This window comes from Aureimonas jatrophae (assembly GCF_900104035.1).
GTDB classification, from domain to species: domain Bacteria; phylum Pseudomonadota; class Alphaproteobacteria; order Rhizobiales; family Rhizobiaceae; genus Aureimonas; species Aureimonas jatrophae.
In genome coordinates this window covers 423,892-445,991 of record NZ_FNIT01000001.1, presented here as the reverse complement: position 1 = coordinate 445,991, position 22,100 = coordinate 423,892, and the positions used below count along the sequence as shown (strand labels likewise).

Sequence of the window (22,100 nt, the reverse complement as noted above, 5' to 3'; positions counted from 1 at the left end):
CCCGGCCACACGAAGCGCGGCGCCGTCTTGGGGAGGATCACCACGATGCGCAGAACGAACCGGCTTGCGACGGCGCTCGCCACGATGACCCTTCTGGCCGCCACGGGTGCGGCGCTCGCCGACCCGATCGAGGGTCGCTGGAAGATGCCGTCGGGTTCGGATGCCACGATCGCGCCCTGCGGCGGCGACTTCTGCCTGACCTACGTGAACGGCCCCAACAAGGGGAAGACCTTCGGGCGCATGCGCGCCACCGGCGCGGGCGCCTATGAGGGCACGGTCACCGACTACACGCGCGGCGGCAAGGAGTTCAGCGGCAAGGGAAAGCTGAGCGGCGACACGCTCTCGGTCTCCGGCTGTGTCCTCGGCGGATTGATCTGCCGGTCCCAGTCCCTGTCTCGCATCTGAGGTTGACGCGGCGCCAGGATCGGGCAGAACGGCCCCCCGATCCCAGGAAGGCCGCCCATGACCCGGATTCTTCTCGCAATGGCGATGACGTTCGGCACGGCATCGCTGGCAAGCGCCGAGGCGATACTGGGCGAATGGCGCGTGTCCGACGGCGCGCGCGTGACCTACTCACCGTGTCCCGGAGGCTTCTGCGGTCGTGTCGAGAGCGGCCGCTACAAGGGCAAGAGCGTCGGCCGGATGAGTGGCGCCGGCCCGCAGTATACGGGGACCGTGACCGACCCGTCGACCGACAAGACCTATGACGGCCGGGCCGAGGTTGCCGGCGATCGGCTGGTGCTGACGGGCTGCGTCGCGAAGGTCTTCTGCCGCTCCCAATCCTGGACGCGCTGAAGCGCTTGGATAACGCCGCCGCGCCCCTGCCGCGCCAGCGCAACATCCAGTGGCTGCGCGCCGTCGCAGCCCTGATGGTGCTGCTCTATCATGCCTCGCACTACCTTGCCGCCGAGCGTGGCGACGCGACGATGTCCGCGATCTTCGGCGGTACGTTCGGGTTGCTGGGCGTCGCGATCTTCTTTGCGATCTCGGGCGCGCTCATGGCCGAACTGCTGCCGCGCACCGCGCCGCCGCTCTTCCTCCTGCATCGCGTCGCACGACTGTACCCCGCTTTCCTGGTCGCCTCGCTGCTCCTGCCACCGCTCGTGACGGGCCGAGTGTCGGTCGACCTGCGCGCCCTCTCGCTGGTGCCGATCGGCGACAACGGCTCCTATCGCCTGCGCGTCGAGTGGACGCTGATCTTCGAGCTCTTCTACTACATGGCACTCACGGCGCTCGCCGCGCTCGGCGGGGCGCGGCGCCTGCGCCTCTTCGCGCTCGGCTGGCTGGCGGTGATCCTGGTGGCGGCCGCTTGGCTCCCGGAGTTGCGCCAGGCCACACTCGTTCCCACGATCGTCGATCTGCCGTTCCTGGCGGCGAACGCAGCCTTCGCAGGCGGACTTCTCGTGCCGGACCTCGTCCGTCGAGGCCTGTTCCAGCCGGCGCTCGGCGCGGTGGCGGCCGGGCTCGCCATGCTGCTTCTCGGCTTCGGCTTCACCGCAGGCCGGCTTCTCGCCTCGCTGGTCGGCGTGATCTTGGTGGGCCTCGCCCTGTCGGCTCCGCCCCGCTCGGGACCCGAAGGTCTCGTCGCACGCCTGGCGACCCGGCTCGGCGACTGGAGCTACGCGCTCTATCTCTGCCACGTCCCGGTGGTGCTCGTGGTGATGCGCGGCATGGAGGCCCCGCCGCTCATCCTCTGGCTTCTGGCGGTGACGCTGTCGCTGGCGGTCTCGGTTCCGCTGGGTCTCCTCGACCTTGCGATCTACCGGCGACTGCGCGCCCGCCTCGATCGCGCCCGGCCCCAGGCGCTCGCGCGCGGGGCCGGAATCTATGCGACCGTCTATGTCGTGGTCGCGGCGGTGTTTCTGTTCAAGCGCTAGCGGGCGCGCTGGTTGAACAGGACGCTTTGCGCGTTCTTGTCCTGCGAGAGGTTCAGGCGCTCGCGCTCGGCCTTGCCGACCTCCAGGCCCCGCTTCACCGCCGGGCGCTCGTTGAGCCGCTCGAACCAGGCCTTGAGGTTCGGGAAGTCGTCGAGGTTCTGGCCCTGGTTGGCATGTGGCACGATCCAGCCGACGCAGGCCATGTCGGCGATCGAGTATGTGTCCGCGAGATAGTCGCGCCCCTCGAGCCGCCGGTTCATGACGCCGTACAGGCGGTTGCACTCGTTGGTGTAGCGGTCGATGCCGTACGCGATCTTCTCCGGCGCGTATTGGCGGAAGTGGTGGGCCTGACCCGCCATGGGTCCTAGGCCCCCGACCTGCCAGAAGAGCCATTCCTCGCAGGCGACGCGCGCCCGCTCGTCGGTCGGATAGAAGCGGCCGAACTTGCGGCCGAGATACTGGAGGATCGCACCCGACTCGAACACCGAGATCGGCTCGCCGCCCGGCCCGTCCGGGTCGACGATGGCGGGCATGCGGTTGTTGGGTGCGATTCGCAGAAAGTCCGGCTTGAACTGGTCGCCCGCGCCAATGTTCACGAGCTTCAGCTCATAAGGGACCTCAAGCTCCTCCAGCATGATGCTGATCTTCCAGCCGTTGGGGGTCGGCCAGTAGTGCAGTTCGATCGGGCGCTGTGCCATCGCGGGCTCCTGTCTCGCTATCGCGGCGGGAGCTAGAGCGGCGAATGGGGTCCGCCACCGTTCCCGGCCGCTCGCGTGTCTGAACGGAAGCTGAAGAGCGACGCAAGGTCGGGTTCAGGCCCCGCGTGCCATGGTTCCGCGCATCGAGGCACCGGAACGAGGACGAACCGCCGTGATCATCCGCTTGTCGGTCCTGACCCTTCTCATGGCGCTCTTCGCCGTCGGATTCTCGTCGCTGGTTCGGCTTGATCGGCCCGTGAGCGGCCCGATCGTTGCGTCCGGCGACTGCCTGGATACGGGGCTCGTCTGCGCGCCGCGCAAGGCGCGGGTCGGCCTCTGAGGCCGTTTCCCGCGCCCCGCCGGATGGGTTAGAAGGGGCTCATGAACGAGCTCTCGCTGGCCGCCCGCCACCCCGACACATTGGCCCTTCCGGCAACCGTATCGCCGGCCCCCTCGCCGGCCCGCGCCTTCTTCGAGGCCGGCGAGGCCGTCGCCGAGTTGCGTCGGCTCTACGACGCGGCCACGCAGTTCCTGGTGGACAGCTTTCGCGAGGTTCTACGAACCGGCGACACGAGCCGGCGCTTCCGGGCCTTCTACCCGCAGGTCTCGGTTCGCACCGTCGGCCATGCGCGCGTCGATTCCCGTTTGTCCTTCGGCTTCGTGCCGGGTCCCGGGCTCTACGCGACCACGGTGACCCGTCCCGATCTCTTCGAGACTTATCTCGGCGAGCAGCTCGATCTCCTGATCCGCAACCACGGCCAGCCGGTCGAGGTCGGCCCGTCCGAGACGCCGATCCCGCTGCACTTCGCGCTGCCCGAGGGGTCGCATGTCGACGGTGCCTCGGCGGATCGGCTCGACAAGCCGCTGCGCGACATCTTCGACGTGCCCGATCTCGACGCCACCGACGACCGCATCGTCAACGGCAACTTCGAGCCGGTTCCGGGCGAACCGATGCCGCTCGCGCCGTTCACGGCGCAGCGCGTCGACTACTCGCTCCACCGCCTCGCGCACTACACGGCGACGAGCCCCCGGCATTTCCAGAACTTCGTCCTGTTCACGAACTACGGCTTCTATGTCGACGAGTTCTGCGCGCTGGCGCGTCGTTGGATGGCGGAAGGCGGTCACGGCTACGACTGCTTCGTCGAGCCCGGCAACGTCGTGACGCGGGCGGGCGCCTCGCACGCCGAAAGCGGCTTGGCCGTGCCGCGCCTGCCGCAGATGCCGGCCTACCATCTCGCGCGCGCCGGCCAGTCGGGCATCACCCTCGTCAACATTGGCGTCGGCCCGTCCAACGCCAAGACCATCACCGACCACGTCGCGGTCCTGCGGCCGCACGCCTGGCTCATGCTCGGGCACTGCGCAGGCCTGCGCAACACGCAGGCGCTCGGCGACTACGTGCTCGCCCACGCCTATGTGCGCGAGGATCACGTGCTCGATGCCGACCTGCCGGTCTGGGTCCCGATCCCGGCGCTGGCCGAGGTCCAGGTCGCGCTGGAGGAGGCAGTGGCCTCGGTCACCGGGCTGTCGGGCTACGATCTGAAGCGCATCATGCGCACCGGCACGGTCGCCACCATCGACAACCGCAACTGGGAGCTGCGCGACCAGCGCGAGCCGGTGGAGCGCCTGTCGAAGTCGCGCGCGGTCGCGCTCGACATGGAGTCGGCCACGATCGCGGCCAACGGTTATCGCTTCCGCGTTCCCTATGGCACGCTACTCTGCGTCTCCGACAAGCCGCTGCACGGCGAGCTGAAGCTGCCGGGCATGGCCACCGACTTCTACAAGCGCCAGGTCTCGCAGCACCTCGAGATCGGTATCCGCGCCATGCAGAGCCTGGCCGACATGCCGCACGAGCGCCTGCATTCGCGCAAGCTGCGGTCCTTCTTCGAGACCGCGTTCCAGTAGGACCCGCCGCCGTGCCGCATCGCTCCCCGGCCGTCCGTCTCGCGGGCGGCCTTCTTCTGATGGTCGGTCTCATCCTCGCGATCGCCATCGCGGCGTCGTTTGCGGGCGCCGAGGTTCACGCGCTCGACAGCGTCGCCCATTTCCGCCTCCACCTCGCGGTTCTGGCGGCCCTTGTCGGCGTCGCGCTGCTTCTGGCTCGGCGATGGATCGGCGCGCTGGTCGCCTGCGCCGGCGCGGCGCTCGGCCTGGCTACGACCCTGCCCTTCGTGCTGCCCGCAGAGCCCGCCCCCGCGAGCGGCGCGGTCTATACGATGCTGCAGATGAACCTGCGCTATGACGCGCCCGATCACGCGCCGGCGATCCGCGCCATCGCCGAAATGCGCCCCGACATCGTGACCCTGCAGGAGGTCACCCGGGAATGGCGCGACAGCTTCCAGACGCTGGAAGCGGCCTACCCGTATCAGCACTACTGCGGCACCTACGGCGACGGCGGCACCGCGATCCTGTCGCGGCGTCCGTTCGTGTCTCCGGGCATCACGCTGTGCCGTCCGATGGACGGGCTCGCGACGCGCACGATCGACTTCAACGGACGCCGCGTCGTGGTGTCGGCATTGCATCTCGACTGGCCCTGGCCGCGGACGCAATGGCGCGAGGTACGGCGTCTGGAGCCGATCCTCCCGAAGCTGCCCGCTCCGACGCTGCTGGGTGGAGACTTCAACGCAGCACCCTGGAGCGCCTCGGTCGGAACCGTCGCAGAGGCCGCGGGCGCGCGCATCGTGCCGGGGATCGGGCCGAGCTTCATGCTGGCGGCGCTGCCCGCCGTGCCCGCCGACCTGTTCGGCCTGCCGATCGACAACATCCTGGCCTCCCGCGAGATCCGCGTCGTCGAGATGCGCACGCTCGCGCCGACGAGTTCGGATCACCTGCCGGTGCTGCTGCGCTTCACGATCGCGGACGATGCGCCCGATCCGGCGGCGCCCGCCCGCGTCGCGGAAAGCGTGAACGCGAATTAACATGCGGCGCCGGGTCGGCGCTGCCATGATGCGCCCGCCTCCCGGGGACCTTTTGGCCGATGTTCGTTTCGTTCTTTCCACGTCCGCGCGCCTTCTTTCTGTCCGTCGTCGGCTGGACGCTGCTCTGCGTCGCGCTCTGGTACGGCTTCGCGCGCGGCCTCGGCGGCGATCTCGGCTTCGCGCCGCCGGCCGAGGGTGACGTCGGAATCCAGACGTTCTGGTCCGGCTCGTTCCTCTGGTTCTATGGCTACTTCGCCGTCGCGGTCGCGCTCTTCTACGTGGCCTGGCGCGTGATCGCGAACCACCCTTGGCAGAACTGGTCGATCCTCGGCTCGGCGCTGATCCTCTTCATCACCTATTTTCAGGTTGAGATCTCGGTCGCCGTGAACAACTGGTACGGCCCGTTCTACGACATCATCCAGGCGGCGCTTTCGAAGTCGCGACCCGTCGAGGTCGGCGAGATCGTCAACAGCATCGTCTACACATTCGGCGGCCTCGCCATCATGGGCGTGACGGTCAGCGTGCTGACCGCCTTCTTCGTCAGCCACTACATCTTCCGCTGGCGCGAGGCGATGAACGACTTCTACATGTCGCACTGGTCGAAGCTGCGAGGCGTGGAAGGCGCGTCGCAACGCGTCCAGGAGGACACGATGCGCTTCTCCACCACGATGGAGACGCTGGGTGTGCGCCTCATCGACTCGGTGATGACGCTGATTGCCTTCCTGCCGATCCTCGTCGGCCTGTCCGCGTCTGTGACGACGCTGCCGCTGATCGGCGAGGTACCTCACGCGCTGGTCGTCGCGGCCATCCTATGGTCGGTGGTTGGCACGGCATTCCTGGCACTTGTCGGCATCAAGCTGCCGGGTCTTGAGTTCCGCAACCAGAAGGTCGAGGCGGCCTACCGCAAGGAACTCGTCATGGGCGAAGACCACTCCGACCGCGCTCGACCGCCCGAGGTCCGTGCACTCTTCGCGGACGTGCGGCACAACTACTTCCGACTGTATTTCCACTACATGTACTTCAACGTCGCGCGGTACGTGTACCTTCAGGCGGACGTGATCTTCCCGTTCCTGATCCTGGCGCCCACAATCGCGGTCGGCGCCATCACGCTCGGCGTCATGAACCAGATCATGAACGCCTTCGGGCAGGTGCGGTCCTCGTTCCAGTTCCTGGTCATGAGCTGGACGACGATCGTGGAGCTGATCTCGATCTACAAGCGCCTGCGCACCTTCGAGGGCGTCATCGACGGCGAGCTTCCCGCGCCCGCCGCCCCACCCATGGCCCAGCCGGCGGAGTGATCCGCGCGGGCCGGGCCAGAGCCCTCACATCGAGGCGTAGACCGGGCCCTCGCCGCCCTGCGGCGGCACCCAGCGGATGTTGCCGTTGGGATCCTTGATGTCGCACGTCTTGCAGTGCACGCAGTTCTGCGCGTTGATCACGTAGCGCGGGTCGGCCGCGTTGGTCTCGTCCCATTCGTAGACGGCGGCCGGGCAGTAGCGCTGGCTGAGCCCCGCATAGACGTCGTGCTCGGACCGCTTCTGCAGCGCCATGTCCTTCACCACGAGGTGCACCGGCTGGTCCTCCTCGTGGTTGGTGTTGGACAGGAACACCGAGGACGTCCGGTCGAAGGTCAGCTTGTTGTCGGGGCGCGGATAGTCGATCGGCCGGTGCTTGGCTGCCGGCTCCGTGGACTCGGCGTCCGTCTTGCCGTGGCCGAGCGTCCCGAAGACGGAACGCCCGAGAAGCTGGTTGCACCACATGTCGATGCCGCCGAGAACCACGCCGAGCCCCGTGCCGAAGCGCGACCAGAGCGGCTTGACGTTGCGCACGGGCCGCAGGTCCCGCCCGATCGGCGAGTCCCGCCATCCGTCCTCGTAGGTCGAGAGCCGATCGGCCGAGCGACCCGCCGCAATCGCCGCCGCCGCCGCCTCGGCCGCCTGCATGCCGGACGAGATCGCGTTGTGGACGCCCTTGATGCGCGGTACGTTCACGAAGCCCGCCGAGCAGCCGATCAGCGCCCCGCCGGGGAACACGAGATGGGGCACCGACTGCCAGCCGCCTTCCGAGATGGCACGGGCACCGTAGCTGATGCGCTGGCCGCCCTCGAGCAGCGCGGCGATGTCGGGGTGCCGCTTGAAGCGCTGGAACTCCTCGAAGGGCGACAGGTACGGATTCTTGTAGTTGAGGTGGACGACGAAGCCGACGTAAACGCGGTTTCCCTCCAGATGGTAGAGAAACGAGCCGCCGCCGGTTTCAAGGTTCAGCGGCCAGCCGAACGAGTGCTGCACCAGGCCGGGCTGCGCCTTGGCGGGATCGATCTCCCACAACTCCTTGATGCCGAGCCCGTACTTCTGCGGCTCGCGCCCATGGGCGAGCCCGTAGCGCTCGACGATCTCCTTGGCGAGCGAACCGCGCACGCCCTCGCCCACGAGAACGTACTTGCCGAGCAACGCCATGCCGCGCTGGTAGGCGCCGCCCGGCTCGCCCGAACGCGTGATGCCCATGTCGCCGGTCGCAACGCCCACCACGGTGTCGTCGGCGTCGGTCAGGAGCTCGGTTGCCGCAAAGCCCGGATAGATCTCGACGCCGAGCGCCTCGGCCTTCGCCGCCATCCAGCGGCACACCTCGCCGAGCGAGACCACGAAGTTGCCCTCGTTGCTCATCAACTTCGGCATCAGGGCGTTGGGCAGTCGCACCGCCCCTTCCGGCCCGTAGACGAAGAAGCGGTCCGCGGTGACGGGCTGGCGGATCGGCGTTTCCTCGGAGCGCCATTCCGGCAGCAGCACGTCGAGCGAGGACGGATCGAGGACGCAGCCGGACAGGATATGGGCCCCGACCTCGGCCCCCTTCTCCAGCACCACGACCGACAGGTCGGGGTTCACCTGCTTGCAGCGGATCGCCGCCGAGAGGCCCGCCGGCCCGGCCCCGACGATCACGACGTCGAACTCCATCGACTCGCGCTCGGGGACCGCTTCGTGTTCGGACGCCAACTCGCTCAAATGCCGTTCCTCCGCTCGCGGTCGCGGGACGCGCACGCCCCGTCTGGAATCGTTCCGGTATGACCCTTGCTCATACAGGGCGGATCGGGGACGCGACACCCTCCCGCTGCTTCATTCTTACGTAAACGTCAAAGTGTCGCTCGCCGTCCGGGCACCGCATGCGAGCGCTGCGGTTTCGTGCTAGACCGGCGCCATGAGCGTTGCGTCCCCACCGGCCGAAGTGATCGCGGCCCTTCTGGCCTGGTACGAGACGGTCGGCGTGCGCGACTTCGCGGGTGAGACGCCGCGCGACCGCTTCGCGGAAACCGCCGGGACCCGCCCCGCCCCCGCCGCGCCGGCGACCCGAGCCGTCGAGGCCGCGGCCCCGCTGCCGGTCGACCGGCGTCCGTCCGCGAGCGCCGAGCCACCCCCGCCCCCGGTCCGTCCCGCGCTGGCCTTCGAGAGCGACGACGCGGCCGCCGACGACGCCCGTGCCCGCGCCCGGCGGGCGAAGACGCTGGACGAGCTGGAAGCGTCGCTGCGCGCGTTCGAGGGCTGCGCCCTGCGCGCCTCGGCTCGCTCGCTGGTCTTTGCCAGCGGCCGGCCGGATGCGCGCCTGATGATGGTCGGCGAGGCGCCGGGACGCGACGAGGATCTCGTGGGCGAGCCGTTCACGGGACGCTCGGGACAGCTGCTCAACCGCATGCTGGCCGCGATCGGGCTCGAGCGCGACGCCGTGCGCGTCACCAATACCGTGTTCTGGCGCCCTCCCGGCAACCGGACGCCGACGCCTGCCGAGACCGAGATCTGCCTGCCGTTCACGCTGCGCCACATCGAGCTGGTGCGCCCGCGCGTCCTCGTCTGCCTCGGCTCGCCCTCTGCCAAGGCGCTTCTCCACATCGAGGAGGGCATCATGCGCGCGCGCGGGCGGTGGTCGAGCCTGCGGCTGGCGGACGGCACCGAAATCCCCGCGATGGCGATGCTGCACCCAGCCTATCTCCTGCGGCAGCCCGCCCACAAGCGGCTATCCTGGCGCGACCTTCTCTCGCTCCAGGCCAAGCTCGCGGAGGTCGACGCCGCCGGCGCATGAGACCCATGTCGAATCGCCGACATGAAACGGCGCTAGGACGCTCGCGCCGTCCGGCTCGATAGGCTAGCGAGGCGGCGATCCTCCTTCTGTCGAGCCGTCGCATGGGCGCCCATCTTCTTCCGATCGTCGCGCTTCTGACGTCGACCTTCTTTCTTCTCGTCGGCATCGGCCTGCAGGGTATCCTCATGCCCGTTCGGGCGGCGAGCGAGGGCTGGAACGCCTACGAGATCGGCCTCATGGGCACGGCCTACGCCATCGCGTTCACGGCGGGCTGCCTTGTCGCACCGCGTCTCGTCAAAAGCGCCGGCCACATCCGCACCTTTTCCAGCCTCGCGGCGCTTCTCGCGGTTTGCGTGCTCCTGAACGGACTTTGGGTCTCGCCCTTCGGCTGGATCCCGGTGCGCGCGGTCTCGGGCTTCGCGATCGCGGGCGCCTACATGGTGATCGAGAGCTGGTTGAACGAGCGCGTCACCAACGAGACGCGCGGCCTCGTCTTCTCGCTCTACATGGCCGTGTCGATGGCGGCGATGATGGCCGGGCAGTTCTCGCTGCCGAAGGTTGGCGAAGGCGTCCCGGCGGCGTTCATGCTCTGCGCGGTCTTCTATGCGCTGGCGGTGATCCCCAACGCCTTGTCCCGCGCGCCGAGCCCCAAGCCCCTCGTGCAGGCCCGTCTCGACCTGCGGATGATCTGGCGCAACTCGCCCGCCGCCGTGGTCTGCGTCACGCTGTCGGGCGTCCTGTCCGGCGCCTGGACCAACATGGCGCCGGTCTTCGGACAGCGCGTCGGCCTGTCCACCGCCGAGATCTCGACCCTGCTGGTCGCCACGATGGGCGGCGGGCTCGTGTTCCAGTTTCCGCTTGGGCGCTTGTCGGACCGGGTCGACCGTCGCCTCGTCATGGTGCTCGCCGGCCTCATCGGCCTGTCGGCGGCGCTGGCGGGCCTCCTCGTCTGGGGCAGTGCGCACCTGCCGTTGTTCGCGATCGCCTTCGTGATCGGGGGCGTCATCTATCCCGCCTATTCCTTGGCGGTCGCTCACGCCAACGACTTCGCCCGGCCGACCGACTTCGTGAAGATCTCGGGCGGCCTTCTGATCCTCTACGGCTTCGGCACCATGGCGGGACCGATGCTGGCGGCCTGGCTGATGGAGACGTTCGGGCCGCGCGGCCTGTTTCTGGCGACCGGCGCGTCGCATGTCGGGTTCGCGGCCTACGCAGCCTGGCGCATGCTCCGCAGGCCGGACGTCGTGCCCGCCGCCGAGCGCGCCGATACGGCGTCGGTCGCCCCGGTGCCGATCACGACGCCCGAGACGCTGCGCCGCGAGCTGGCCTGAGGGCGCCGCGGATTAAACTTTGGCAAGCTGACGGTTCGGCCCGAACGCGATCACGATCTCGTGCATTGTAGGTCTTGTCATGTCCGCCGCGTCGTCCGGCAAGGGTCGGGCGCTCCCAGCGGAAACGCCTTTTGGGAGGCAATTCGATGAACACCCGTTTGATTCTCGCCGGTCTCGTGCTCGGCACCCTGGCCACCGGGGCCGCTTCGGCGGCCGAGCCCGCGACCCACCATCGCAAGCCCATGCATCATGCCAGCATGATCAAGCATCCCATGCCCATGCGGCATCACGCGGCGATGCGCGGCCCCGCCATGTCCTCGACCTACGGCGCGCCGAACCATCGCCCGTTGAGTTCCGGCGACTCGCCGACGGTCGCCCGCGAGGGCAAGGTCGTGGATCCGCTCTCGGTCCCCGGTTCGGATGCCGCGATCTACAACTACAGCCCGAACGACAAGAACTCGGCCTACGGCTACTGACGCCGTCTGACGCGCGTCAGCCCCCCGCGCCGGGGCTGACGCGCTTGGCCGCGCGCCGCTCGAGCCCGAGACGGTGCTCGCGCAGGATGATGAACACCCCCGCCCCGATCACGATGCCGGCTCCCAGCAGCGTCGTTCCGCTGGCTTCCTCGCCGAACAGGAAGTAGCCGACCGCGACCGCCAGGATCATCGAGGTGTATTCGAAGGGCGCGATGGTCGACGTGTCGGCATGGCGATACGACGCCGTCAGCAGAAGCTGCCCGACCCCACCGCAAAGGCCCGCCAGTACCAGGAGCACCGCCTGCGGCCAGGTCGGCCACGTCCAGCCGAAGACCAGCGTCGCCGCCGAGATGATCGTCGAGGTGAGCGAAAAGTAGATCACGATCGTCGCGGTCTTCTCGGTGCGCACGAGGCGCCGGATTTGGATCATGGCGACCGCCGCGATCGCCGCGCCGGCGAGCGATGCCAGGATGCCGGCGGTCTGCGAGGCATCGATGCTGTCGGTGCTCAAGGTGAAGTTCGGCGCGACCACCACCACCACGCCCATCAGCCCAATCAGCACCGCGCCCCATCGATAGGCCCGCACCGTCTCGCGCAGGAACACCGCGGCGGCCACGACGGTCAGCAGCGGCGAGGCATAGGACACGGCAATCCATTCGGGATAGGGCAGCCGACCGAGCGCGTAGAAGCCGCAGCCCATGGACGAGACCCCGATCACGCCGCGCAGGAAATGACCGCCGAGATCGTCGGTGTGCAGCGAGCCGCGCAGGTCTCCCAGCCAGATCAGGTAGATGATCACCGGCACGAGGGCGAAGAACGAGCGGAAGAACACGAGTTGTCCGGCCGGAAACGCGTCGCCCGTCGCCTTCAGGGCGGTCTGCATCCCCACGAACACGACCACCGAGACGACCTTCAGCGCGATGCCCAGCATCGGGCTGGTGGTGGAGGAATCGATCGCGAGGGCCATGGCGTCCGGCGTCAGGAAACGGGAGCGGGAACGTTCGGCCACCGCTTACGCCCCGCATCCCGGTGGGTCGACCCGCTTCCCGCATGATCCGTGAAACTTATGGTTAGCTCGGGACATGACCCGTGATCGCGATCCCGGCACCCGTGATTGGCATCCGGCGCCCGGAGCGGTAACGGACGGGTGACAGAGAACCCAACAGGAGAGCTTCGATGGCGCGCAGCGACGATGGACAGGTGGTCCGGCTGGAAGACTACCGCCCGACCGACTTCCTGATCGAGCATGTCGAGATGCGCTTCGAGCTCTTCGAGAACGAGGCTCTCGTGGAAACGGTGTCGACGCTGCGGCGGCGCGAGGGCACCGATCCCGCCAGCCCGCTCGTTCTCGACGGCGACGCGCTGGACTTCGTGTCCGCCTCGGTGAACGGGCTCGACATCGCGGGCGACCGGCTGGACGTCTCGCCGGACCGCCTCCGTGTCGCACTTCCCGAGGCGACCGCGGCGCAAGCCGTCCAGCTCTCCGTGCGCACGCGGCTTCGCCCGGAAGACAACACCCAGCTCATGGGCCTGTACCGAACGAACGGCGTCTGGTGCACGCAATGCGAGGCCGAGGGCTTCCGGCGCATCACCTACTTCCTGGATCGACCCGACGTGCTGGCGACCTATCGCGTTCGCGTCGAGGCCGACCGCCGCGCGGCGCCGGTTCTCCTGTCCAACGGCAACCCGGTCGAGGCCGGGGCGCTGGGTGACGACCGGCATTTTGCGGTCTGGGACGACCCCTTCCCGAAGCCTTCCTACCTGTTCGCGCTGGTGGCCGGCGACCTCGATCCGATCGAGGAGCGCTTCCGCACCCGGTCGGGCCGCGACGTGCGGCTGACCATCTATACCGAGAAGGGCCTATCGAGCCGGGCGGGCTACGCGATGGACGCGCTGAAGCGCTCCATGGTCTGGGACGAACGCCGCTTCGGCCTGGAATACGACCTCGACGTCTTCAACATCGTGGCCGTCGGCGACTTCAACATGGGGGCGATGGAGAACAAGGGTCTCAACGTCTTCAACCACAAGTACGTCCTGCTCGACCCCGACACGGCGACCGACGGCGACTACCAGGGTGTCGAGACCGTGATCGCCCACGAGTACTTCCACAACTGGACCGGCAACCGCATCACCTGCCGCGACTGGTTCCAGCTCTGCCTGAAGGAAGGTCTGACGGTGTACCGCGATCAGGAGTTCACGAGCGACGAGCGCTCGCGCGCGGTGAAGCGGATCGCTTCTGTGCATACGCTGAAATCGCATCAGTTCCCCGAGGACCAGGGACCGTTGCAGCATCCGGTGCGACCGACGCGCTACCGGGAGATCAACAACTTCTACACAGCGACCGTCTACGAGAAGGGCGCGGAGCTGGTGCGCATGATCGCGACGATCCTTGGCGAGACGCGCTTTCGCGCCGGGATGGATCTCTACTTCGCGCGTCACGACGGCGACGCCGCGACGATCGAGGACTTCATCCGCTGCTTCGAGGAGGCGGGCGAGACCGACCTGTCGCAGTTCTCGCGCTGGTACGCCCAGGCCGGCACGCCGACGCTGGAGGTGCGCGAGAGCTTTGCGGACGGTCGCCTGACGCTGGACTTTTCGCAATCGCTCGCGCCCGGCTCGGCCGGAACCCCGACCGCGCCCCTCGTGATCCCCATCCGCTTCGGCCTGGTGGACCGGGCGGGCCGGGACATCGAGGCCGTGCCGGAAGCCGGCAGCGCCGAGGTCGAGGGTGACGTCATTCTCCTCACCGAGCCGCGTGCGAGCGTCGTCTTCGCGGACCTGCCCGAGCGTCCGCTCGTCTCCGTCCTGCGCGGCTTCTCCGCACCCGTGACCTTGCTCCATGCGCAGGCCGAAGCCGACCGGTTGGCATTGGCACGGCTCGATCCCGATCCGTTCGGTCGTTGGCGTGCGCTGACCGATCTGGTCGGCGAACGCTTGCGTGACGGAGCGAAGGCGGGTGGTACCGAGGCCGGTGCCACGGATCCTGCCATCGCCGAAGCGTTGATCGCGAGCGTGGAGGACGGGCGACTTGAGCCCGCCCTGCGCGCCCAGATGATGCAGTTGCCCGGCGAAGCGGAGATCGCGCGGCTGATCGGGCGCGACGTCGACCCCGAGCGGGTCCATGCCGTGCGCGAGGCGGTCCTGGCGCAGATCGCCCGCACCGGTTCGGAACGGCTGAGCCATGTCGAGGCGACGCTCGGCGGTGATGCCGGCTTCTCGCCGGATGCCGCGAGCGCAGGACGCCGCGCCCTGCGCAACGCGCTTCTCCTGCCGCTGTCGCTGGCCGACGGTTCGCCGGAGCGCGCGGCACGACGCTATCGCGACGCCGACAACATGACCGATCGCCTCGCGGCGCTGACGGTCCTGGCGCACGTCTTTCCGGACAGCGATCTGGCCACGCAAGCCGTCGGCAGCTTCTTCCAGCGCTTCGAGGACGACGCGCTCGTCATGGACAAGTGGTTCCTGCTGCTGGCAACGGTGCCTCGGCCCGATACGCTGGAGCGCGTCGAGGCGCTGGCGCAGCATCCCCTGTTCCGGCTCAGCAATCCGAACCGCGCGCGAGCGCTGATCGGCGGGTTTGCGACCGGCAACCAGCGGGCCTTCAACCGAGCCGACGGTGCGGGTTATCGCTGGGTCGCCGAGCAGTTGCGGCGGCTGGATCCGGTCAATCCGCAGACAGCGGCGCGTCTTGCCACAGCGTTCCGGTCGTGGCGCGCCTTCGAACCGGTTCGTCAGGGCCACGCGCGCGCGGCGCTGGAAGACCTCGCGGCCACCCCCGGCCTGTCGCGCGACCTCGCCGATATCGTCGTCCGAAGCCTGAATTAAATCTCGCGGATCGATAAATATTTACGTTTACCATTCGTTCACCTTGATCGGCGAAACACGTGGAAAAACGGTGTGTAAGACGGGCAACACGGCCCCTCGCGGCTTGCGCGGGGGCGGTTTGCGTGCCCCGCGCTTGCTGGACAAGTGAGTCGTCGGCTGGTTGAATGTTGGTAAGGTTTCGGGTGGCGGCCCGGATCCAATGATCGACATTCGAGGGGTCGGTGAATGGGGCTGGACGCGGCAAGCGTTCCGGAACGAGCGACGTCGTCGCTTTTTTCCGGCAGATCGGCAGGGACCGATGAGCGGCACTCGTTCCGGTTGCGGCTCGACGCGGCCCGGCTGGGTGAGTTCGAGCCCTTCCTGCGTGCGGCACTCCCGTATTTCGTTGTGCTCTTCTTGGGCGTCCTCGCGCTGAGCTGGGTCGTCGCCCTGGTCGAGGAGCGCGGGGCGATCGAGGACCGGGCGCAGGCCGAGCTGCGACTGGCCGCCAGTCTCGTTCGGGCCGAGGATGCGTCGCTGATCGACGGGCTTCCCGCGAACGAGCGCGCCGAAGCCCTGATGGCGAACGTTCTCTCCCCCTTCCTCAACGACCGGCGCATGATGGGTCTCGTGCTGGATCCGACCGGGCGCGTTCTCACCGCGACGCCGGGCGCCGAGCGCATGATCGGTCAGGACGTCGATCGGCTCGTCGGCAACTCGCAGCCGCTCATGGTGTTCGGCGAGCGCGCGGGGGTCCTGCCCGTCCTGTTCGAGCGCGAACCGGCGATGGCCGCAGCGGCCCATCTGGGCGGCACGCTCGGCAGCGTCCTTCTTCTGCGCGACGAGGCTTCGCTCTACGCCGGGTGGCGCCGCTCGGTCTCGATCAGCGTCACGCTCTACTGCCTGACGAGCCTCGTGCTGCTCGCGATCCTCGTCGCCTACTTCCGCCAGGCGACGCAGGCCAGCCAGGCGAGCCGCCTGTTGATGGAACAGCATCAGCGCGTGGACACCGCGCTCTCGCGCGGTCGTTGCGGCTTGTGGGACTGGGATTTGGCGCGCGGGCGCATGTACTGGTCGCGGTCCATGTACGAGATCCTCGGCATGGAGCCGCGCGACGACGTCCTGTCCTTCGCCGAGGTCGCGGCGCTGCTGCATCCCGAGGACGGCTCGTTCTTCGAGTTCGCTCGCCAGGTCGCGTCCGCGCAGGGCGGCAACATCGAGCGGTCCTTCCGCATGCGCCGTGCCGACGGCCAGTTCCTCTGGTTGCGGGCCCGCGCCGAGATCGTCCGCAACCAGAACAACGAGATCCACCTGATCGGCGTCGCGGTGGACGTGAGCGAGAACCACATCCTCGCCCAGATGACCGACGAGGCGACCACGCGCCTCCAGAACGCGGTCGAGAACATCTCCGAAAGCTTCGTTCTCTGGGATGCCGATCACCGGCTGGTCCTGTGCAACTCGAAATACCAGGAGGTGTTCGGGCTGAGCGATGCCGACGTGCAGCCGGGCACCGGCTTCGACGAGGTGCGCGCCAAGGCGCGCCGCCCGATCGAGGAGCGCAAGCTGACGTCGCCCTCGTTCGTGCTCGGCGAGCGCGCCACGGAAACGCGGCTGGCCGACGGGCGCTGGCTTCAGGTCTCGGAGCGCACGCTGGCCGACGGCAGCCACGTGTCGATCGGCACCGACATCACGCAGCTCAAGGTTCACCAGGAGCGCCTGTCGGACTCCGAGCGTCGCCTGATGGTTACGATCGCCGACCTCTCCAGCGCGCGCCGCGACGCCGAGGCCAAGGCTCGCCAGCTGACCGATCTCAACCGCAACTTCCTGATCGAGAAGGAACGGGCCGAGAGCGCCAACCAGGCCAAGACCACGTTTCTGGCCAACATGAGCCACGAGCTGCGCACGCCGCTCAACGCCATCATCGGCTTCTCGGAGATCATGCGCGACGGCTCGTTCGGGCCGATTGGCAACGGCAAGTACACGGAATACGCCGCCGACATCCACCAGAGCGGCCACTACCTCCTGAAGCTCATCAACGACATCCTGGACATGTCGAAGATCGAGGCGGGGCGCATGGTGCTGGCCAGCGAGCGCGTCGACCTGCCCGCCATCGTCCACGAGACCACGAAGATCGTCGAGGTTCTGGCCGAGCGCAAACGCATCGCGATGCAGGTCGATTGCGCCGAGGATCTGCCGCTCATCGGCGACCGGCGGGCCACCAAGCAGATCCTTCTGAACCTCATCGCCAATGCGGTGAAGTTCACCAATCCCGGCGGCGCGGTCCAGTTGCGCCTGCGCCAGGTCGGCGACCGGGCGCTGGTGACGATCCGCGACAACGGCATCGGCATTCCGCGCCAGGCGTTGCGCAGCCTCGGACGCCCGTTCGAGCAGGTCGAGAACGAGCTGACGCGAACCAACAAGGGCACGGGGCTCGGCCTGGCCATCGCCCGCTCGCTGATCGAGCTGCAGGGCGGCACGCTGCGCATCGCCTCGGAACCCGGCAAGGGCACGGTCGTGTCGTTGCGCCTTCCCTGCGCGGAGGCCGAGGCGGCCGCTCCGGCCGCCGAGATTCGGCGCGCCGCCTAGCCGAGCTTCGGATCGAACGGCAGCAGCGCCGAGAACATTTCGCGCACGCCCCGCGCCGTGTCGGCGACTTCGGTCTCGATGGCGGCAGGCTCGGCGAGATCGAGCGAGGATGCGATGCGTCGCGCCAGCCCGAGCGGCAGGTCGGCCACGCGGTTCGCCGTCCCGGTTCCCAGGCGGAGAAGCTGCACGAGCCGCGTCAGGCGCTCCATCGCGTCGCTCGGCTCGAGGGCGAGGCCCGCCCGATCCTCCGGTCGCAGGTGGCGCAGGACCTCACCCGTTGGCCGCCCCACCGCCTCCAGCGGCGCGCGCCCCGTCAGGATCGCCCATTGCGCGAGAAACTCCAGGTCGGTCAGTCCGCCCGGCAGCCGCTTCAGATCGAGGAGCCCGCGTGCCGGCTTCTGGACATCGAGGCGCGCGCGCATGTCGGCCACGTCGTCCGACAGGAGCGGATCGTCCCGGTGGGCGGCGATGGTCTCGCGGATCGCCGCGACGATGTCCACCTGCAGCGCCTCGTTCCCCGCCACCGGATGCGAGCGCGTCAACGCCATCCGCTCCCAGGTCCACGCCTCCGCCTGGTAGCGCCGGAAGGCGTCGATATGGGTCGCCAGCGGACCCTTGTTGCCGGACGGACGGAGCCGGAAGTCGACGGCGTAGAGCAACCCTTCCGCCATTGGTGCGGACAGGGCGGCGATCAGCCGTTGGGTGAGGCGCATGTAGTAGGTCGAAACCGGCAGCGGCCGGGGGCCGTCGCTCTCCTCGGCGCCCTCGTCATGGTCGTAGAGGAGCATGAGATCGACGTCGGAACTCGCGGTCAGCTCGCGCGAGCCGAGCCGACCCAAACCGAGCACGGCGACGCGTCCGCCCGCGACCTCGCCGTGCGCCTTCATGAACTCGGTCAGAACCGCGTCCAGCACGGCCTCGATCACGACCTCCGCCAGCGTCGTGAAGGCTTCGCCGGCCGCCGGCCCCTCGATCGCGCCCGACAGAAGGCGGACGCCGATCAGGAAGCGGCCTTCCGAAGCGAAGATGCGCAGCCGCACTAGGCGCTCCTCGAGCGACGTCGCCTCGGCCAGAAAGACCGCAAGCTGCCGGCGCCGCGCGTCGGCGCCCGGCACGTCGCGGAAGAAGGCGGGCTCCAGCAGTGCGTCGAAGACGTGCGGCCGCGCCGTGATGGTGCGCCCGAGCTCGGGCGCCGAGGTCACGATCAGCGTGAGAAGATCGAGGAGGCGCGGGTTCGAGGCGATCAGCGAGAAGAACTGGAGGCCGGCCGGAAGACCCGCGAGAAAGCGGTCGAACTCCGCGAGCGCCGAGTCCGGGTCGGGCGCGGCGGCAAAGCTCTGGAGCAGGCGGGGCAGGACCCGGCCGAGCGGCTCGCGGGCGGCTTCGGAGCGCGTCGCGCGCAACCGTCCCTCGGTCCAGCCGCCGAGAATGCGCGCCATGTCGGCCGGCCGGCGGTAGCCGAGCGCGGCAAGCCGTTCGCGCGTCGCGTCGTCGTCGCCGAAAGTGTCCGTCGCGTCGTCGTCGCGGCCGTCCGCAAACAGGGCGGAGAAGCGGCGCTCCACCCGTTCGAGATGCCCCGTCAGCGCGCTTGCGAAGTGCGCGGCGTCGGGTTGGTTGCAAAGGCGCGCGACGGTTTCCAGCGCGTCCGCGCTGTCCGGTAGCGTGTGGGTCTGCTCGTCGGCGATCATCTGCACCGCATGCTCGGCGCGACGCAGGAACCAGTAGGCGCGCGTCATCTCGGCCGCGACCTCGGCGTCGATCCAGTCGCTGGCCGCCAGCTGCTCGAGCGCCTCGTCGGTGCGCCGGGTGCGCAGGCGCGGGGCGCGGCCGCCCGCGATCAGCTGCTGGGCCTGCGCGAAGAACTCGATCTCGCGAATGCCGCCGCGACCGAGCTTGAGGTTGTGACCGGCGACCTCGATTCCCGTGAAGCCGCGGTGCTGATCGATGCGTGCCTTCATGTTCCGGATGTCGCGGATCGCGACGAAGTCGAGATAGCGACGCCAGACGAAGGGCGTGATCTCCTGAAGGAAGGCCGCGCCCGCCTCGCGGTCGCCGGCGACCACGCGAGCCTTGATCATGGCGGCGCGCTCCCAGTCGCGGCCCGAGCCTTCGTAGTAGACCAGCGCGGCGGGTAGCGGGATGGCGAGCGGCATGGCGGATGGATCGGGCCGCAGCCGCAGGTCCGTGCGGAAGACATACCCCTCGCGCGTGCGCTCCCCGATCATGCGCACGAGCCGTCGCGCGAGCTTGCCGAACGTCTCGACGCTGTCCGCCGGGTCCATGACCGCGGGCGCATCGGGATCGAAGAACAGGATCAGATCGATGTCGGAGGAGTAGTTCAGCTCCGCGCCGCCGAGCTTGCCCATGCCCAGTGCGAAGAGGCCAAGCCCCCGCTCGGGGTCCGCGCGGTCCGGAAGTTGCAGCGCGCCGCGCCGGTCGAGATCGAGCGCCAGGAAGCGGATCGCATGGCCGACGGCGGCCTGCGCGAGGGCCGAAAGGTCGCGGCAGGTTCGATCGGGCGTGGCGGCACCGAGAAGATCGCGAAGCGCGACGAGAAGCGAGGCCTCCGCCTTGGCGCGCCGCAGCTGCGTCATGACCTCGGCCTCGCTGGCGCCATCCATAACCGGCACAGCCAGTCCGGCAATGATCGCTTCGACGCGGGCGCCGGCGTCCTCGTCGAACAGCTGCTGCAGCCAGTCGGGATGGGCGTGCGCGATCGAGAAGAGGTGGGGCGAAAGCGACCAAACGGCCGCCAGCCGCGCATCGACCCGGGCGGACCGAAGCCAGTCGGCGAGGCGATCGCAACCCGTCTCCGCCGCCCGTTCCGCCAGCTCCGAGCTTCGTCGCGCGGCAAGATCGGCGTCATAGGCCGACAGCGGCAGACCGCCCCCGATCCGCAGTTCAGACGCTGCCCCGCTCGCCCTCTCCATCGGTTCCCTCCCCCTCGCCTGCCGGGAAGCTCAGCGTCACCTCGAGGCCGGGCTCCGCGTCGCTCAGGCGCAAGGTTCCGTCATGGATGCGCGCGATCGCCTGCACAAGGGACAGGCCGAGGCCGGAGCCCGGCTTGGTGCGGCTTTCGTCGAGCCGGAAGAAGCGCTCCAGAACGCGGTCGTGCTTGTCGGTCGGAATGCCAGGCCCGTTGTCGGAGACCGAGAGCTCGATCAGGCTCCCCGACTGCCGCACGCGAACACGCACGACAAGCGCGCGCTCCGGCGTCTCGCCGTATTTGAGGGCATTGTCGATGAGGTTCGACACGGCCTGCGCGATCAGCTCGCGGCTGACGACGGCCGGAAGCAGGCTGTCGGTCTCGACGATCAGCCGGCCGCCATCGTCCTCCACGAGCGGCTCGTAGAGTTCGGCCACGCCCGCCACGAGCTCCGCCAGATCGACGCGGGTCTTGATCGCCGGGTGGGAGCCAGCCTCCACGCGACTGATCATCAGCAACGCGTCGAAGGTGCGGATCATGTTGTCGGCTTCCGCCATCGCCCCTTCCAGCGCCTGGCGCGACCGGGGCTCGTCGGCGCTGCCGGACAGGCCCGCCTCCACGCGGTTGCGCAGTCGCGTCAACGGCGTCTTGAGGTCGTGGGCGATGTTGTCGGACACCTGACGCAGCCCCTCCTGCAAGAGGGCGATGCGCGAGAGCATGAGGTTGAGGTTGGCCGACAAGCGGTCGAACTCGTCGCCCGAGCCGTCCACGGGCAAGCGCTCATGGAGATCTCCCGCCATGATGCGGGCGGTGGATGCCGACATGCGGTTCAGGCGCCGGAGCGCCGTGCGGCCGACGAGCACCCAGGCGGCCAGGGCGCCGACCGTCATCAGGACCAGCGCCAGGATCACCGCGTTGCGCACGATCAGACGGATGCGCTCGAGGTCGGAGACGTCGCGCCCGACCAGTACCCGCATCCCGTTCGACAGCGTCAGAACCTCCGCGACGGCGGTATGGACGCGATCGGTCTCGTTCTCGGAGTAGCGCGCGTAACCGAAGGCGCGCTGGGTGAAGCCCGGGTCGTCGAGCGTGCCGGGCTGGATGCTCTCGACGTTGCCCGCCAGGATCCGGCCCGACGCGTCGGACACGAGGTAGAGCGAGGCGCCGGGTCGGCGCGAGCGGCGGTCGATCGAGCGCACGAGCCCGACGATGCCGGCGCCCTCGTAGATCTGGCTGAGCTCGGCGATCTCCTCCGCGATGGTCGCGCGGCTCTGCGACTGAAGAAGCGTCTGAGCGGTCGAGGTGACGTAGAGCAGGAGAACCGCCGCGAACACGGCGAACAGGAGAAGGAAGACCGCCGACAAGCGGACGGCGGTCATTCGCAGGAGGTCTCGCAGCCGCGTCATCGGGGGCCGTCGG

17 protein-coding genes are annotated in these 22,100 nt (G+C 68.8%); 12 read left to right on the top strand and 5 right to left on the bottom strand.

All coding sequences use genetic code 11. The features are described 5' to 3' along the window. The first annotated feature begins 45 nt into the window (after nt 1–45). Genes BLQ76_RS02195 through BLQ76_RS02185 form a run of 3 tightly spaced genes read left to right on the top strand, consistent with a single transcriptional unit; the run spans nt 46 to nt 1,877 of the window. The gene (locus BLQ76_RS02195) at nt 46–405 is read left to right on the top strand and encodes a DUF2147 domain-containing protein (RefSeq protein ID WP_090668196.1); all 360 of its coding nucleotides are present in this window, start codon (nt 46–48) and stop codon (nt 403–405) included. A 57-nt stretch (nt 406–462) separates the two neighbouring features. Beyond that, complete coding sequence (locus BLQ76_RS02190) at nt 463–795, top strand: DUF2147 domain-containing protein (RefSeq protein WP_090668193.1); 333 nt, start codon at nt 463–465, stop codon at nt 793–795. A gap of 5 nt (nt 796–800) precedes the next feature. Next, nucleotides 801–1,877 carry an acyltransferase family protein gene (locus BLQ76_RS02185; RefSeq protein WP_090668190.1) on the top strand — a complete coding sequence of 359 codons (1,077 nt, stop codon included), beginning with the start codon at nt 801–803 and terminating at the stop codon, nt 1,875–1,877. Here BLQ76_RS02185 and BLQ76_RS02180 read toward each other — a convergent pair. Beyond that, a complete protein-coding gene (locus tag BLQ76_RS02180; protein WP_090668187.1) occupies nt 1,874–2,575 on the bottom strand; it encodes a glutathione S-transferase family protein in 702 nt (233 codons plus the stop codon). The two genes, BLQ76_RS02185 and BLQ76_RS02180, sit on opposite strands and share 4 nt — an antisense overlap. A 172-nt stretch (nt 2,576–2,747) precedes the next feature. Between BLQ76_RS02180 and BLQ76_RS21915 the strand changes: the two genes are divergently transcribed. Genes BLQ76_RS21915 through sbmA form a run of 4 tightly spaced genes read left to right on the top strand, consistent with a single transcriptional unit; the run spans nt 2,748 to nt 6,788 of the window. After that, nucleotides 2,748–2,915, top strand: a complete 168-nt coding sequence (locus BLQ76_RS21915) for a hypothetical protein (protein ID WP_170842431.1) — start codon at nt 2,748–2,750, stop codon at nt 2,913–2,915. 41 nt (nt 2,916–2,956) lie between these two features. Then, nucleotides 2,957–4,477, top strand: a complete 1,521-nt coding sequence (locus BLQ76_RS02170; protein WP_090668180.1) for an AMP nucleosidase — start codon at nt 2,957–2,959, stop codon at nt 4,475–4,477. A gap of 11 nt (nt 4,478–4,488) precedes the next feature. Beyond that, nucleotides 4,489–5,490 (top strand): endonuclease/exonuclease/phosphatase family protein, encoded by a 1,002-nt coding sequence (locus BLQ76_RS02165; protein ID WP_090668177.1) that lies wholly within the window; start codon nt 4,489–4,491, stop codon nt 5,488–5,490. Nucleotides 5,491–5,549: 59 nt separating this feature from the next. Continuing rightward, nucleotides 5,550–6,788, top strand: coding sequence for a peptide antibiotic transporter SbmA (sbmA, locus tag BLQ76_RS02160; RefSeq protein WP_090668174.1), 1,239 nt, complete (start codon nt 5,550–5,552; stop codon nt 6,786–6,788). A 24-nt stretch (nt 6,789–6,812) separates the two neighbouring features. Here the strand turns inward: sbmA and BLQ76_RS02155 are convergent, their stop codons facing one another. Next, complete coding sequence (locus BLQ76_RS02155) at nt 6,813–8,441, bottom strand: electron transfer flavoprotein-ubiquinone oxidoreductase (protein ID WP_090669510.1); 1,629 nt, start codon at nt 8,439–8,441, stop codon at nt 6,813–6,815. 241 nt (nt 8,442–8,682) lie between these two features. On the opposite strand from BLQ76_RS02155, the gene BLQ76_RS02150 reads away from it, so the two are divergent. The 3 genes from BLQ76_RS02150 to BLQ76_RS02140 all read left to right on the top strand — a co-directional run bounded on the left by BLQ76_RS02150 (nt 8,683) and on the right by BLQ76_RS02140 (nt 11,365). Further along, entirely contained in the window at nt 8,683–9,558 is an 876-nt protein-coding gene (locus tag BLQ76_RS02150) for a uracil-DNA glycosylase (RefSeq protein ID WP_090668170.1), read from the top strand. Nucleotides 9,559–9,659: 101 nt separating this feature from the next. Further along, nucleotides 9,660–10,889: an MFS transporter gene (locus BLQ76_RS02145; protein ID WP_090668167.1), complete on the top strand. Its 1,230-nt coding sequence runs from the start codon at nt 9,660–9,662 to the stop codon at nt 10,887–10,889. 146 nt (nt 10,890–11,035) lie between these two features. After that, nucleotides 11,036–11,365 carry a hypothetical protein gene (locus BLQ76_RS02140; RefSeq protein ID WP_090668165.1) on the top strand — a complete coding sequence of 110 codons (330 nt, stop codon included), beginning with the start codon at nt 11,036–11,038 and terminating at the stop codon, nt 11,363–11,365. Between the two features lie 16 nt (nt 11,366–11,381). Here the strand turns inward: BLQ76_RS02140 and BLQ76_RS02135 are convergent, their stop codons facing one another. Continuing rightward, nucleotides 11,382–12,320, bottom strand: a complete 939-nt coding sequence (locus tag BLQ76_RS02135; protein ID WP_170842467.1) for a DMT family transporter — start codon at nt 12,318–12,320, stop codon at nt 11,382–11,384. A gap of 221 nt (nt 12,321–12,541) precedes the next feature. Here BLQ76_RS02135 and pepN point away from each other — a divergent pair, with 221 nt between their 5' ends. After that, a complete protein-coding gene (pepN, locus tag BLQ76_RS02130; protein WP_090668162.1) occupies nt 12,542–15,190 on the top strand; it encodes an aminopeptidase N in 2,649 nt (882 codons plus the stop codon). 318 nt (nt 15,191–15,508) lie between these two features. Further along, nucleotides 15,509–17,755 (top strand): PAS domain-containing sensor histidine kinase, encoded by a 2,247-nt coding sequence (locus tag BLQ76_RS02125; RefSeq protein WP_244519440.1) that lies wholly within the window; start codon nt 15,509–15,511, stop codon nt 17,753–17,755. Here BLQ76_RS02125 and BLQ76_RS02120 read toward each other — a convergent pair. Together BLQ76_RS02120 and BLQ76_RS02115 are read right to left on the bottom strand one after the other, a co-directional pair. Then, complete coding sequence (locus tag BLQ76_RS02120) at nt 17,752–20,685, bottom strand: bifunctional [glutamine synthetase] adenylyltransferase/[glutamine synthetase]-adenylyl-L-tyrosine phosphorylase (RefSeq protein WP_090668157.1); 2,934 nt, start codon at nt 20,683–20,685, stop codon at nt 17,752–17,754. The two genes, BLQ76_RS02125 and BLQ76_RS02120, sit on opposite strands and share 4 nt — an antisense overlap. After that, the gene (locus BLQ76_RS02115; RefSeq protein ID WP_090668154.1) at nt 20,657–22,087 is read right to left on the bottom strand and encodes a sensor histidine kinase; all 1,431 of its coding nucleotides are present in this window, start codon (nt 22,085–22,087) and stop codon (nt 20,657–20,659) included. Before BLQ76_RS02115 ends, BLQ76_RS02120 begins: the two co-directional genes overlap by 29 nt. Between the last annotated feature and the right edge of the window lie 13 nt (nt 22,088–22,100).

Bases quoted from the DNA above. Each gene is read 5' to 3' on its own strand.
- BLQ76_RS02195 (WP_090668196.1), top strand. From the start codon at position 46: ATGCGCAGAACGAACCGGCTTGCGACGGCGCTCGCCACGATGACCCTT.
- BLQ76_RS02190 (WP_090668193.1), top strand. From the start codon at position 463: ATGACCCGGATTCTTCTCGCAATGGCGATGACGTTCGGCACGGCATCG.
- BLQ76_RS02180 (WP_090668187.1), bottom strand. From the start codon at position 2,575: ATGGCACAGCGCCCGATCGAACTGCACTACTGGCCGACCCCCAACGGC.
- BLQ76_RS02170 (WP_090668180.1), top strand. From the start codon at position 2,957: ATGAACGAGCTCTCGCTGGCCGCCCGCCACCCCGACACATTGGCCCTT.
- sbmA (WP_090668174.1), top strand. From the start codon at position 5,550: ATGTTCGTTTCGTTCTTTCCACGTCCGCGCGCCTTCTTTCTGTCCGTC.
- BLQ76_RS02155 (WP_090669510.1), bottom strand. From the start codon at position 8,441: ATGGAGTTCGACGTCGTGATCGTCGGGGCCGGGCCGGCGGGCCTCTCG.
- BLQ76_RS02150 (WP_090668170.1), top strand. From the start codon at position 8,683: ATGAGCGTTGCGTCCCCACCGGCCGAAGTGATCGCGGCCCTTCTGGCC.
- BLQ76_RS02145 (WP_090668167.1), top strand. From the start codon at position 9,660: ATGGGCGCCCATCTTCTTCCGATCGTCGCGCTTCTGACGTCGACCTTC.
- BLQ76_RS02140 (WP_090668165.1), top strand. From the start codon at position 11,036: ATGAACACCCGTTTGATTCTCGCCGGTCTCGTGCTCGGCACCCTGGCC.
- pepN (WP_090668162.1), top strand. From the start codon at position 12,542: ATGGCGCGCAGCGACGATGGACAGGTGGTCCGGCTGGAAGACTACCGC.
- BLQ76_RS02120 (WP_090668157.1), bottom strand. From the start codon at position 20,685: ATGGAGAGGGCGAGCGGGGCAGCGTCTGAACTGCGGATCGGGGGCGGT.
- BLQ76_RS02115 (WP_090668154.1), bottom strand. From the start codon at position 22,087: ATGACGCGGCTGCGAGACCTCCTGCGAATGACCGCCGTCCGCTTGTCG.